Source organism: Burkholderia sp. AU17457 (assembly GCF_002223255.1).
Taxonomy (GTDB): domain Bacteria; phylum Pseudomonadota; class Gammaproteobacteria; order Burkholderiales; family Burkholderiaceae; genus Burkholderia; species Burkholderia sola.
Map to the genome: position 1 here is coordinate 166040 of NZ_NKFB01000003.1, position 12521 is coordinate 178560.

General features: G+C 69.7%; 12 protein-coding genes. 3 read left to right on the plus strand and 9 right to left on the minus strand.

Annotated features, from left to right (window positions below; all coding sequences use genetic code 11):
* On the minus strand, positions 1–921 hold the full coding sequence (locus CFB49_RS03120) for a LysR family transcriptional regulator (protein ID WP_089490678.1): 921 nt from the start codon (positions 919–921) through the stop codon (positions 1–3).
* 89 nt (positions 922–1010) lie between these two features.
* Here CFB49_RS03120 and CFB49_RS03125 point away from each other — a divergent pair, with 89 nt between their 5' ends.
* Positions 1011–1934 (plus strand): carbon-nitrogen hydrolase family protein, encoded by a 924-nt coding sequence (locus CFB49_RS03125; RefSeq protein ID WP_089490679.1) that lies wholly within the window; start codon positions 1011–1013, stop codon positions 1932–1934.
* Positions 1935–2007: 73 nt separating this feature from the next.
* On the opposite strand, the gene CFB49_RS03130 is transcribed toward CFB49_RS03125, so the two are convergent.
* The 8 genes from CFB49_RS03130 to CFB49_RS03170 form a co-directional block, all read right to left on the minus strand.
* Positions 2008–2694, minus strand: a complete 687-nt coding sequence (locus CFB49_RS03130; protein WP_089490680.1) for a helix-turn-helix transcriptional regulator — start codon at positions 2692–2694, stop codon at positions 2008–2010.
* 73 nt (positions 2695–2767) lie between these two features.
* On the minus strand, positions 2768–3172 hold the full coding sequence (locus CFB49_RS03135) for a VOC family protein (RefSeq protein ID WP_006476880.1): 405 nt from the start codon (positions 3170–3172) through the stop codon (positions 2768–2770).
* Between the two features lie 268 nt (positions 3173–3440).
* A complete protein-coding gene (locus tag CFB49_RS03140; protein ID WP_069616729.1) occupies positions 3441–4742 on the minus strand; it encodes a THUMP domain-containing class I SAM-dependent RNA methyltransferase in 1302 nt (433 codons plus the stop codon).
* Between the two features lie 153 nt (positions 4743–4895).
* A complete protein-coding gene (locus CFB49_RS03145; RefSeq protein WP_089490681.1) occupies positions 4896–7025 on the minus strand; it encodes a site-specific recombinase in 2130 nt (709 codons plus the stop codon).
* A gap of 481 nt (positions 7026–7506) precedes the next feature.
* The gene (locus CFB49_RS03155) at positions 7507–8220 is read right to left on the minus strand and encodes a PqiC family protein (protein ID WP_069616726.1); all 714 of its coding nucleotides are present in this window, start codon (positions 8218–8220) and stop codon (positions 7507–7509) included.
* Entirely contained in the window at positions 8217–9836 is a 1620-nt protein-coding gene (locus CFB49_RS03160) for a PqiB family protein (RefSeq protein WP_069616725.1), read from the minus strand. The genes CFB49_RS03155 and CFB49_RS03160 overlap by 4 nt, the downstream gene beginning before the upstream one ends.
* On the minus strand, positions 9829–10464 hold the full coding sequence (locus CFB49_RS03165) for a paraquat-inducible protein A (protein WP_069616724.1): 636 nt from the start codon (positions 10462–10464) through the stop codon (positions 9829–9831). The genes CFB49_RS03160 and CFB49_RS03165 overlap by 8 nt, the downstream gene beginning before the upstream one ends.
* On the minus strand, positions 10461–11126 hold the full coding sequence (locus CFB49_RS03170; RefSeq protein ID WP_069616723.1) for a paraquat-inducible protein A: 666 nt from the start codon (positions 11124–11126) through the stop codon (positions 10461–10463). Before CFB49_RS03170 ends, CFB49_RS03165 begins: the two co-directional genes overlap by 4 nt.
* 259 nt (positions 11127–11385) lie before the next feature.
* Between CFB49_RS03170 and CFB49_RS03175 the strand changes: the two genes are divergently transcribed.
* Both CFB49_RS03175 and CFB49_RS03180 read left to right on the plus strand, forming a co-directional pair.
* The gene (locus tag CFB49_RS03175) at positions 11386–11946 is read left to right on the plus strand and encodes a cytochrome b (protein ID WP_089434562.1); all 561 of its coding nucleotides are present in this window, start codon (positions 11386–11388) and stop codon (positions 11944–11946) included.
* Between the two features lie 8 nt (positions 11947–11954).
* Positions 11955–12515, plus strand: coding sequence for a YceI family protein (locus CFB49_RS03180; RefSeq protein ID WP_069616721.1), 561 nt, complete (start codon positions 11955–11957; stop codon positions 12513–12515).
* Positions 12516–12521 lie beyond the last annotated feature (6 nt).

A 12521-nucleotide genomic window follows, 5' to 3' on the forward strand; every position in this document is an offset into this window, starting at 1 on the left:
TCATGGTGCGACGAGACGTGCGACGCAGGCGGCGATCGTGTCGCGCACGCGCACGATCGCCGGGTCGCGCTGCGTGCTCGTGCGCCAGCCGATTTCGACCGGATAGCGCGGCAGGTCGACCGGGCACGCGAGCGCATGCAGCGAGGTCGATTGCGCGATCGCATGCGCCGCATGCGCGGGGATCGTCGCGACCGCGTCGGAGCCGGCGAGCAGGTACGGCAGCGCGGCGAAATGCGTGGTCGACGCCGCGACGCGCCGCTTGTGTCCGAGCGCGGCCAGCGCCTCGTCGACGATCCCGATCACGCCGCCCGACGACACGAGCAGGTGGTCGCGCCGCAGGAATTCGGCGAGCGTCAGCGTGCGCGGCGCCCGCGCGCGGCCGGCCGGATCGATCAGGCACGCGTAGCCGCCCGTGGCGACCGCGCGCCGGCTGAGCCCGTTCGCCGAGAACCCGCCCGACGCGATCGCGACGTCGACGCCGTGCCGCAGCAGCGCGTCGCCGGCGATGCCGCTGTGCGTCTGCCGGAAGATCAGCCGGATGCCGGCCGCTTCGCGCGCGACCGCATCGATCAGCGCGCGCCCGAGCGCGATCTCGAAATCGTCGGACAGCCCGATCGAGATCGTGCGGCCGACGCGATCGCCGCCGTCGGCCACGATCGCGAGGCTTTCGCGGCAGCGGTCGAGTGCATCGGACAGGATCGGCTTCAGTTCGTCGGCACGCGGCGTCGGCGCGAGCCCGCGGCCGGTGCGCACGAACAGCGGATCGGCATAGATCACGCGCAGCCGCCCGAGCGCCGCGCTGACCGCCGACTGCGTGAGGTCGAGCCGCAGCGCCGCGCGGCTCGCGCCGCCTTCCTCGTACAGCGCCTCGAACACTTTCAGCAGGTTCAGGTCGAGGCCGACGATATCATCTGCATTCATGTCAGTTATCGTTGTATCGATTTGATCGATGAAATGATATCGACAAAGATGGCGTCATCCCATTCACCGCATTTACCGGAGACGCCTAAATGTCCACCTCAGTCATCGCCGCGCTGCAGATCGGCGCATCGCCCGCCGGCACGCGCACCACGCTCGACACGATCCTCGGCTACGAAACCGCGATCCGCGACAGCGGCGCGTCGCTGGTCGTGCTGCCCGAGGCCGTGCTCGGCGGCTATCCGAAAGGCGAGATCTTCGGCACGCGGCTCGGCTACCGGCTGCCTGAAGGGCGCGACGCGTATGCGCGCTACACCGCGCAGGCGATCGACGTACCGGGGCCGGAAACCGACGAGCTGGCCGCGCTGTCGCAGCGCACGGGCGCGAGCCTCGTGGTCGGCGTGATCGAGCGCGGCGGCAGCACGCTGTACTGCACGGCGCTGTTCTTCGATCCGCGCGACGGGCTCGTCGCCAAGCACCGCAAGCTGATGCCGACCGGCACCGAGCGGCTGATCTGGGGGCAGGGCGACGGCTCGACGCTGCCGGTGGTCGACACGGCCGCCGGCCGTGCGGGTACCGCCATCTGCTGGGAGAACCACATGCCGCTGCTGCGCTGCGCGATGTACGCGAAAGGCGTGCAGATCTGGTGCGCGCCGACCGTCGACGAGCGCGACATGTGGCAGAGCTCGATGCGGCACATCGCGCACGAGGGGCGCTGCTTCGTCGTGAGCGCGTGCCAGGTGCAGCCTTCGCCGCGCGCGCTCGGCATCGACGTGCCGGGCTGGGACCCCGAGCGGCCGCTGATCCGCGGCGGCAGCGTGATCGTCGGGCCGCTCGGCGACCTGCTGACGGAGCCGCTGATCGGCGAGGCCGGGCTCGTGACCGCGCGCATCGACACCGACGAGCTCGTGAAGGCGCGCTACGACTTCGACGTCGTCGGCCACTACGCGCGTGCGGACGTGTTTTCGCTGCACGTCGACGAGCGGCCGAAGCGGCCGGTGGTGTTCGGCGGGTAACGCAGGCAGGGCCGGGCGCCACCTGGCGCCCGGAACATGAAGGGCGGCGGCGTACGCCCGCCGCCTTGCCGCGTCAGCGCATCGGCGCTTCCGCGATTCGCATGTAGTCGGCGATCCGCCGGCCTTCCATGTCCGGAAACTGCTCGTGCACGGTGATGTCGCCCATCCGCGCGATGTCGAAGGTGCGGAAATCGTCGCGCAGCTCGCACCACGCGCCGATCGTCCAGCGCCCGCCCCAGTAGACGAGCCCGAGCGGCCATACGCGGCGCTGCGAATGCGCGCCGAGCCGGTCGCGATAGTCGAAGCTGACGATGTGGCGCGTGTCGATCGCCTGGTGGATCGCGTCGACCTTCGCGCAAAACGTCTCGTCGATGTGGAACGACGGCGCGAACACGGGCAGGCGGTCGAGCGCCGTGCGCTTGTCGGCCGGCATCGCCGACGCGATCTTCGCGAGCGCCGAGCGCGCGCCGCTCGCGAAGCGCGCACCGCCCCAGGTCTCGAGCATGCGCGCGCCGGTGGCGAGCGCCGACAGCTCCTCGGCCGTGAACGTGAGCGGCGGCAGGCTCGCGTTGCGGTTCAGCCGGTAGCCGATGCCGGCTTCGCCTTCGATCGGCACCCCGGACAGTTGCAGGTCGCGCACGTCGCGATAGACCGTGCGCGGCGACACCGACAGCCAGTCGGCCAGCTGCTGCGCGGTCGTGAGCCGACGCCCGCGCAGCAGCTCGGCGATCTGGAACAGGCGGTCGGCACGGCGGGTCATGACAGCACCTCGATTCCTCTGGCGACGGGGACTTCGCGATGATAGCGCCGCGCCGGCCCGCTGACCGCTGCGCTCAGTGGCATTTCGGCGCGTGCAGGCCGACGCGGTTGCCTTCCGTGTCGATCAGATAGCCGACGTAGCCGTAGTTGTTCGGCAGCTCGACGACCGAGCCCTGCACGACGCCGCCCGCGCGCTTCGCGCGTTCGAGCGCCGCGACGACCGATTCGCCGGCGTTCAGGTAGACGAGCACGCCGTTCGCGCTCGGCTTGATCTGCTGCGGATCGAATACGATGCTGCCGCCCGTGCTCGACGCGTCGCGGTCGAACGTCGCCATCGGTACGCCGCCGATGACCGCGCGCTGCAACGTGGTTTGCAGCACGGTTTCGTAGAAGCGGATCGCGCGGTCGAAATCGAGGGACGGAATGTCGAACCACGCGATCGCGCGCTCCGGGGTGGCAGTGGCGGTTGCTGACGTCATGACGAGCTCCTTGTTGTTCGGTTCTTGATGGAAACCAGCCTTGCATTGCGCCGGGATTGCAGTGTGGCGGGGGGCTGCTGACAGCGTGCTGTCAGTAGTCATGGCGGCGCTGACAAAAGGCGGCTGCGGTGGCGTCCGGTCGTGCGGGACCGCGCCGCGCGGATGCGAGGCGAGGGGGCGTGCAGGACGGCGGCGTAAAGAAAAACGCCCGGCGGGTGCCGGGCGTCGTCTGGGTGTCAGCAGGCGGCCGCAGCGGCCGGTTCGCGTGTCAGGCGTCGCCTTCCGGCGCGGCCGGGCGTGCCTTCACGCTGCCTGCGATCAGGTCGAAGCGGAACAGCCGGCATTCGAGCGCGCCGTTGAACAGCGGCGTCTTGGCCGATTCGCGCAGCCGCAACTGGCCCGGCAGCGAACGATCGGACGTCAGCAGGAACGCCTGCCAGCCCGTGAAGCGCTGCTTCAGCGCATCGCCGAGCGCATTGAAGAACTCGCTGTCCGGCGCGTCGGTGTGCGTGCGGCGGAATGCGTCGTCGTTGCCGCGGTTGCGGCCGGTTTCGCGCACCTCGCCGCGCGCGCTGCGCCCGCGCACTTCGATCCGCTCGCCGTACGGCGGGTTCGCGAGGAGGATGCCCGGCCCGTCGCACGGCGGCGTCATCCCGCGCGCGTCGACCTGCTTGAGCCACACCGACGGCACGCCGGCGCGCTCGAGGTTCGCGCGCGCCTTCTCGAGCATGTCGCCGGAAATGTCGCTGCCGTACACGCCGAGCGCTTCGCCGCGCTTGGTCCGCGCCGCGCGCTTCGCGTCCAGCGCCGGGACCTTCAGCCCCTGCCACGCGGTGATGTCGTACTGCTTGAGCTTTTCGAAGCCGAACCGGCGTTCGACGCCGGGCGCCACGCCGAGCGCGATCTGCGCGGCTTCCGCGAGGAACGTGCCGCTGCCGCACATCGGGTCGTACAGCGCGGTGCCGGGCGTCCAGCCCGTCAGGCGCAGGATGCCGGCCGCGAGGTTCTCGCGCAGCGGCGCCGCACCCTTGTCGAGACGCCAGCCGCGCTTGAACAGCGGCTCGCCCGACGTGTCGAGGTACAGCGTGCACGCGTTGACGGTCAGGAACGCGAACACGCGCACGTCCGGCGCACCGGTGTCGATGCTCGGGCGCGAGCCGGTTTTCTCGCGCATCCGGTCGCAGATCGCATCCTTCACGCGCAGCGTCGTGAATTCGAGGCTTTTCAGCGGCGACTTGATCGCGGTGATGTCGATGCGCAGCGTCTGCGTCGACGCGAACCAGCGTTCCCACGGCTGCTCGAGCGCGAGCGCGTAGACGTCCTGCTCGTTGCGGTACGGGCCGTGCGCGATCTTCAGCAGGATCCGGCTCGCGATCCGCGAATGGAGGTTCGCGGCCATGCCGGCGGCCCAGCCGCCGCTGAAATGGACGCCGCCCGGCACCTGCGCGCCCGCGGTGAACGGCGCGCCGTTCAGGTGGCGGCCGGCGATTTCGGCCAGCTCGGCGGCAAGCGCCGCTTCGAGGCCGCGCGGGCAGGGGGCGAAGAATTCGAACAGGGTGGGCGAGGACATAAGGCGGGTGAGGACGTGCAAAAGTCCACTATTGTACGCGGCGCGGCGACCGGGGCCGGCGTTTCGGCGCGGCGCCGCCGGCGCGACGGCCGCTCGCGCGTGCCGGGCGGGCGGCGAAGGGCGGCCGGGCAGCCGCCGCCGCGCCGCCGCGGCTCAGTGCGCGCCCGGCTGGCCGGCGCGCGCGGCGGGGTTGGCCGCCGGCCAGAACAGCGCGAGCGGATTCGACAGCACCGTGCGGACGATCGCCGCCACGAGCGCGCGCACCTTGGTCGGGCGCAGGCTGCGCGAGCGCACGGCCATCGTGAACGCGAGCGCGAAGCTCACGAGCACGTTGAGGATCGCCATGCTGAGGACGCCCGCGCCGGCCCACCACAGCTCGGGCGTGCCGAGCGCACCCTTGCCCAGTACGCCGAGCGCGACCCCGATCGAGCCCGCCGACAGCGTCACGTGCCGCACTTCGAACGGGAACATGAACACGGTGACGATCGCCGGGACGAGGCCGAGCATCAGGCCGAGACCGACGTTCGCGACCACGCCCGCGACGTTCGACCGGCAGAAGTGCGCGAGCTTCGCGGCGCCGGCCGCGCCGAGCGTTAGGCGCAGCCGGCGGTTGTACGTGAGCGCGTCGCCCACCCGGTGCAGCACGAACCAGTTGTCGGCCCAGCCCGCGAGCAGGCTCGACGCCCACAGCAGCACGCCCGTGAGCGCCGCATAGAACGGCGTCGGGCCCAGCAGCGAGAAAGAGTGCAGCGTCGCGTGCGCCTTCTCCGGCGAGATCAGGTTCGCGTGCAGCACGTTGCTCGCGAACAGCTGCACGAGCAGGCACACCGGCAGCACGACGAGCACGTTGCCGGAAATCGCGGCCGCCTGCGTGCGGATCAGCGCGATCACCGATCCGACGAACGCCTTCACGCCTTCGTCGTGGCCCGTGTCGTCGAGCTCGCGCGCGAGCGTCGGCGCGGTCATCGCCGGCTGCTTGGTCGCGAGCGTGAAGTGCAGGAAGTGCATCAGCATGAAGCTGGCCGCGTAGTTGATGCCTGCGAGCAACCCTTCGAGCATCGACTGCAGGTGCGCGCCCGTGATCGCGAACTTCACGCACACGGTCGCGACGGTGACGAGGCCGCCGCCCGCGGCCATCCGCAGCATCTTCAGATACTCGGCGCGGCCGCGCGAGATGTAGTGCTCGCCGGTGTCCGCGTTGGTCTCGACGAGCTTGCGCGCGAACAGCGAGAAGTTGCTGCGCACGAGGTGCGCGACGCTCTGGCTGCTCTGGTTCGCATCGACGAGTTCGGCCGTCAGGTGCGCCATGCCGCGCAGGTCGTCGCGCGCCATCCACGCGTTGAGCAGCATTTCCGCGCGCAGGATGCGCATGCGCATCCGCTCGACCTGGAACACGATGTCGACCGACACGCCGTTGCGGTACAGGTGCGCGAACACCTCGTCGACGGCGATCCGGCATTCGTCGAGCAGCACGCGCAGGTAGTTCACCTCGTGCAGCAGCTTGCTCGGGTCGCCGCCGTCCTCGACGGCCGCATGCGCGGTTTCGACCGCGAGCATCGCGCGCGTGAGGCGGTAGAACGGCTGCGATTCGAGCGGCTGGCGTTCCAGCGGCTTGCGCGCGTCGTCGTCGGACAGCCGGCTGCGCACCGTCTGCGACAGGCCGGTCGAGCTGATCTGGCAGGTCAGGTTGTGCAGCGCGGCCAGCAGGTCGCGCGAGAACGAGCCGGGCTCGTGGCGCTCTTCGTCGGTGACGTCGAACGAGATCAGCTCGGCGACGCGCGCGAGCAGATCGTCGGGCAGCGCGTCGATCCATTTCGCGTCCTCGGGCGTCGGGAACATCAGCGTGAACAGCGCCGACAGCTCGCGGCGGTTCGGCGCGGGCGGGATCAGCGACGAGTCGATCCGCTCGAACAGCGCGCCGAAGAAGCCCGAATGCACGGGCATGCCCGCATCGCACAGCAGCGAGATGCCGTCGCACTCGCGCAGGATGCCGCGCAGGATGCGCGCCGCGTGCGCTTTCCACGCGGGGTTGCGATCGAGCACGTGAAACAGGTAGCGCAGCCGCGCATGGGCCGGATACGCGCGCGTGTCGGCGTCGCGCTCGGCCGGCGCGTCCAGCACCGTGCCGTTGCGGCGCAGCCAGTGCGCGAGCTCGATCAGCCATTCGCTGCGCTCGGCGTACGACGCGCCGGCGTCGGCGTGCGCGAGCAGCGCATCGAGCTGGTGGCCGGCATTGCGCGACGCGCGCCACTTCTTGATCAGGGTCGTCAGGGAACGAAACATAAACGGAATAGCGAAAGCCCGGGACGGGCGGGTTCGGGATGCCGGCCGGGGAAACGGCGCGGCGCCGGTGAGAACGGGTGAGACGGGGCCGGTGGCCGGACGATGCGCGGCGACCCGCGATGCGGCTGCCCCGTCGCGGTGCACGCGATTCGCGTGCGGGCGCCGGGAGGCACGGCGGTCGGGCCGAACGCGGCTCGGCGCCGCTGGCTGGCGCGCACGACGAACGGCGCGAGCCTGAAAGTGCGTAGGATCGTCAATCGGGCCGGAAAACGCAAGCCGACCGCATTGCATGGCGCGGGTTCCGGCGGCTTTTGACAAAGAATGTCATGTCCGTCCGGCCGATGGCGGCGCGCGAGGCCGGCTGCGGCGGCGTGCCGCTGGCGTCCGGCTTTCGGCGTGTGCGACGGGACGCGCCGCGCCGTTCGACCCCGCGCAGGCGAACGCCGTGTCGAACGTTTGCCCGCGCGCCGTCTGCGTTCGCTTATGCGCCGGACTTGCCCGTCGCGCCGGCGTCGCCGCCGGCCGTCGGGTTGGCCGGGCACGGCACGGCCGGCGCGGCGGCCGTCTTGCCGCCGGCCGCGGACACCGCGCCGCGGCGGGCGGCCATCGCACGCACGCCGGCCGCGGCCTGGGTCGCAATCACGTCGAGCGCGCGCCGGTGGCCGGCGACGAGCGCGTCGTAGCCGTCCGCGACCGGTTCCGCGACGCTCGTGCGGCAGGTCATCACGGCCTGCGAGGCGAGCGAGCGCACGCTCCATACGGCGTCGATCGCCGCGCGCTTGCCCGGCCACGACTCGAAGCGCTGCACGTTCACGCTGATGCGGTACACGGGCACGCCGGCCGGATACGCGGAATTCGCGACGTCGATCGTGCCGAGCTGCGCGGCGAGATCGTCCGACAGCGCGCGGCGGATCTCGTCGGCGGGCGGCGCCGCCCAGCGTTCCTGCTCCAGCACGTCGACCTGCGCCGCGTTCTTCTGCACGACCAGCTGGTTCTTCGCGACCTGCTCGGGCACGCCGACCGACGGCACCTCGATCAGGAACGCCGGGTTGGCCGGCGCGGTGCGCAGCGGCGCCGCGGCGTCGGCCGGGCTGAGCGTGTAGAACCGCGCGGGCGGCGAGCTGCACGCGGCGAGCGCCAGTGCGGCGAAGACTGCCGCCGCGCCGCTCGCGAAACCGTTCACGCGTGTCGTCATTGCTTATCTCCTGGCTTGCCCTTGAGCAGCGATTCGGGGTGGCGCTCCAGATAGTCGGCGAGCGCGTTCAGCGATTGCAGCGTGCGCGTGAGCTCCTTCAGCGCGCCGCGCACGTCGGACTGCAGCGGCGAATCCTGCTGCAGCGTCGCTTCGGCGGTCGAGAAGGTCTGCTTCGCGGCCGACAGCGTGTCGCGCGCTTGCGGCGCGACCTGCGTGTCGAGCTGCTTGAACAGCTTGTCGGCATTCGCGAGCGCGCTGTTCAGGTTCGCGCCGATCTGGTCGAACGGCACCTTGTCGAGCTTCTTCGCGATGTCGGCGACCTGCAGCTGCAGCTCGTCGAGCGTGTTCGGCACGGTCGGCAGCTCGAGCGGCTGGCGGGCCGTGTCGATCTTCACGGCCGGCGCCTTCGGGAAGAAGTCGAGCGCGACGTACAGCTGGCTCGTCAGCAGGTTGCCGGTGCGCAGCTGGCCGCGCAGCCCGTGCTGGACGAGCCGCTCGACGATTTCGCGGCGCGCCGGTTCGCCCTTGCTCTCGATCGTCTCGCGGAAGCGGCGGCCGAGGCGTTCCGGATACACGTTCATCGTCACCGGCATCAGGAAGTTCTTCGTCTTCGGATCGAAGTCGATGCCGATGTTCGTCACTTCGCCGAGCACGATGCCGCGGAAATCGACCGGCGCGCCGACGGCGAGCCCGCGCAGCGACTGGTTGAAGTTCATCACGACCTGCAGCGGCTGGCCGTCCGGGTCGCGCATCGCGTCGCCCTCGTCGGAGCCGAGACGGAACGTCGTGTTGTTCGGCGCGGTCGTGCCGGTGCCCTGGTTCGGCGGCGTCTGGAACGCGATGCCGCCGAGGATCACGGTCGCGAGCGACTGCGTGTTCAGCTTCAGGCCGCTCGAATCGAGCCGCAGGTCGACGCCGCTCGCTTGCCACCAGCGCGTGTTCATCCCGACGTACTGGTCGTACGGCGCATTGACGAACACGTTGAACGTCACGCCCGTGCCGTCCTTGTCGAGCGAGAAGCCGACCACCTGGCCGACCTGCACGCGGCGGTAGTAGACCGGCGAGCCGATATCGACCGAGCCGAGCGAATCGCCGCGCAGCACGTACTGCGTGCCTTTCTGGTCGCCCGTGACGGCGGGCGGCGTCTCCAGGCCGGTGAAGTCGGTCAGCGTGTCCTGGCCGTGACCGGCGTCGACGCCGATGTACGCGCCGGACAGCAGCGTGCCGAGCCCCGACACGCCGGTCGCGCCGACGCGCGGCCGCACGATCCAGAAGCGCGAGCCCTTGACCGCGAAATCCTCGGCTTCCTTCTTGAGCTGCACCTGGACCAGCACGCGCGACAGGTCTTTCGACAGCTTGATCGTCTTGACCGTGCCGATCTCGACGTCCTTGTACTTGACCTGGGTCTTGCCCGGCTCGAGCCCTTCGGCGCTGTGGAAGCTGATCGTGATTTCCGGGCCGCGCTCGCGCACGGACTTGATCACGAGGCCGATGCCGATCAGCGCGGCGATCAACGGCACGAGCCAGACGAGCGACGGCAGCCAGCCGCTTTTCGTCGAGATCGTCGGATCGGGCGGCCGGGGCGCGTCGTGCTGCGGGCCTTGTGGACTATTCATGGTGATTCCCTGAGGTTTCGACTGGATCCCAGATCAGGCGGGGATCGAACTGCATCGACGCGAGCATCGTCAGGATCACGACCGAGCCGAACGCGAGGGCGCCGGGGCCGGCCGTGATGACGGCGAGCGAACGGAAATGGACGAGCGCGACGGTCAGCGTCACGACGAAGATGTCGAGCATCGACCAGCGGCCGATGCGCTCGACGATCCGGTAGAGGCGCGTGCGCTGCAGCGGCCGCCAGGCGGCGCGGCGCTGCGCGCTGGTGACGAGGATCGTCAGCACGCCGAGCTTGAGCATCGGCACGAGAATGCTGGCGACGAACACGACGACGGCGAGCGGCCAGTCGCCGGACGTCCAGAAATAGATGACGCCGCTCATGATCGTGTCCTGCTGCGACCCGACGATCGACGACGTGCGCATGATCGGCAGCAGGTTCGCCGGAATGTAGAGGATCGCGGCCGCGAGCAGCAGCGCCCACGTGCGCATGATGCTGTTCGGCGTGCGCACGTGCAGCGCGCTGCCGCAGCGCGCGCAATGCGCGTGCGGGTGGTCGATCGTCTGCACGAGCCCGCACGCGTGGCAGCTGGCGTAGCCCTCGCGGGCGGCGGTCGGCGTGGGGCGCGTCATCGGCGGGGCGCGTCCGGCAGCGGCGCGGCGGGGTCGGGCTGCCCGGGCGCGCGGCCGGCGCGCAGGTCGTCGGCGATGTCCCACACCGTGCGCGGGTCGAACATCAGCACGACGGCGGTCATCAGCGTGAGCGCGCCGAACGCGAACAGCGCCGCGTCGGGCACGACGCGCGCGAGGCTCACCATCTTCACGATCGTGACCACGATGCCGAGCATGAACACCTCGATCATCCCCCACGGCCGCACGAGCTGGATCGTGCGCAGCACGACGTTGAGGCCGGGCGGCACGACGCCGCGGCGGATCGGCAGCAGGACGTAAAGCAGCGCGGCCATCTCGACGAGCGGAAACAGCACGGTCGAGCAGAACACCATCACGCCGACGATCGCCATGTCCTGATGCCACAGCGCGTCGATCGCGCCGATCAGCGTCGTCTGCACGCGCGTGCCGTTCAGGTCCATTTCGAGGATCGGGAACGTCTGCGCGATGATGAACGTGACGAGCGCCGCGACCGCGAGCGCGGTGATGCGCTCGATCTGCGTGGTGCTGTTGCGATACAGCAGCGCGTCGCAGCGCGGACAGCGCGCGATCTCGCGGCCGGCGAGGCGCGGTTTATGCAACAGTGCGTCGCATTCGTGGCAGGCAATCAGGTCGTATCGTTGCATGGAAAAGGCGGTGTCGCGACGGCTGGGGAAACGCGTCGACGGGGCCGGAACCCGCGCCAATCTTACCAAAAGGGCTTTTTCGATGGGTCAAGGATCATGAATTGCGTGACCGGTCGGTAACATGACGGGAAGCCGTCAGCCGGCTGGCGCGCCTGTCCTCAGAGTCCGCGCGCGTCAAAAGGTTGCGGTAGCATGGCGCCCTTGACATGCGTCGGACGAATTTACCGGCGCAGCCGTTCGCTGAACTGAGGAACCCAAGATGGCATCGAAATCGCCGCCGGCCGTGCCGGCACGCTATGCGCACCCCGCGATCGCACTGCACTGGCTGATCGCGCTGCTGATCGTCTGCGGCTTCGCGCTCGGCTGGGTGATGACGGACATCCCCGGCTTCACGCCGACCAAGCTGAAGTACTTCTCGTGGCACAAGTGGATCGGCGTGACGGTGTTCGCGCTGGCCGTCGTGCGCGTGCTGTGGCGTGCGACCCACGTGCCGCCGCCGCTGCCGGGCGGCACGCCGGCGTGGCAGCGCGCGGCGTCGCACGGCGTGCACATGCTGCTGTACGTGCTGATGATCGTGATTCCGGTGACGGGCTACCTGTATAGCTCGGCGTCGAACATCCCGGTCGTCTATCTCGGCGTCGTGCCGCTGCCGCGTCTGATCGACCCCGATCCGGCGCTCAAGGAAACCTTCAAGACGCTGCACGTCTCTTTGAATTACATTCTGCTTGCGCTCGTCGCGATGCACGTGCTCGCGGCGCTCAAGCACCAGTTGTTGGACCGCGACGGCCTGTTGTCGCGCATGCTTCCCTTTGCCAAATGAAGGATCCCATGAAAGTGTCTTTCTCCCGCTCCATGCTGACCGCGCTCGCCGCGGCGGCGCTTGTCGCGTCGGGCGCGGCGCATGCCGACGTCGATCTCGCGAAGAGCAAGGTGTCCGCCGTGTCGAAGCAGATGAACGTGCCGACCGAAGGCGCGTTCAAGAAGTTTTCCGCGCAGGTGAAGTTCGACCCGGCGAAAGCCGCGCAGGGCAGCGCGCAAATGACGATCGACGTCGCGAGCTTCGACCTCGGCGACAAGATGTACAACGACCAAGTCGCCGGCAAGGACTGGTTCGACGCGAAGACCTATCCGCAGGCGACCTTCGTGTCGTCGGCGATCGCGCCGGCCGGCGGCAACAAGTACAACGTGACCGGCAAGCTGACGATCAAGGGCAAGGCCGAGACCGTCACGGTGCCCGTCACGGTCGCGCAAAACGGCGCGACACAGACCTTCGACGGCGTGCTGCCGATCAAGCGTTCGGCCTTCAACGTCGGCACCGGCGAGTGGAAGGACACGTCGATCGTCGCGGACGAAGTGCAGATCAAGTTCCATCTCGTCGCCACGAAGTAAGCGGCT

Coding starts and splice junctions, on each gene's coding strand:
- CFB49_RS03120 (WP_089490678.1), bottom strand. CDS start 921: ATGAATGCAGATGATATCGTCGGCCTCGACCTGAACCTGCTGAAAGTG.
- CFB49_RS03125 (WP_089490679.1), top strand. CDS start 1,011: ATGTCCACCTCAGTCATCGCCGCGCTGCAGATCGGCGCATCGCCCGCC.
- CFB49_RS03130 (WP_089490680.1), bottom strand. CDS start 2,694: ATGACCCGCCGTGCCGACCGCCTGTTCCAGATCGCCGAGCTGCTGCGC.
- CFB49_RS03135 (WP_006476880.1), bottom strand. CDS start 3,172: ATGACGTCAGCAACCGCCACTGCCACCCCGGAGCGCGCGATCGCGTGG.
- CFB49_RS03140 (WP_069616729.1), bottom strand. CDS start 4,742: ATGTCCTCGCCCACCCTGTTCGAATTCTTCGCCCCCTGCCCGCGCGGC.
- CFB49_RS03145 (WP_089490681.1), bottom strand. CDS start 7,025: ATGTTTCGTTCCCTGACGACCCTGATCAAGAAGTGGCGCGCGTCGCGC.
- CFB49_RS03155 (WP_069616726.1), bottom strand. CDS start 8,220: ATGACGACACGCGTGAACGGTTTCGCGAGCGGCGCGGCGGCAGTCTTC.
- CFB49_RS03160 (WP_069616725.1), bottom strand. CDS start 9,836: ATGAATAGTCCACAAGGCCCGCAGCACGACGCGCCCCGGCCGCCCGAT.
- CFB49_RS03165 (WP_069616724.1), bottom strand. CDS start 10,464: ATGACGCGCCCCACGCCGACCGCCGCCCGCGAGGGCTACGCCAGCTGC.
- CFB49_RS03170 (WP_069616723.1), bottom strand. CDS start 11,126: ATGCAACGATACGACCTGATTGCCTGCCACGAATGCGACGCACTGTTG.
- CFB49_RS03175 (WP_089434562.1), top strand. CDS start 11,386: ATGGCATCGAAATCGCCGCCGGCCGTGCCGGCACGCTATGCGCACCCC.
- CFB49_RS03180 (WP_069616721.1), top strand. CDS start 11,955: ATGAAAGTGTCTTTCTCCCGCTCCATGCTGACCGCGCTCGCCGCGGCG.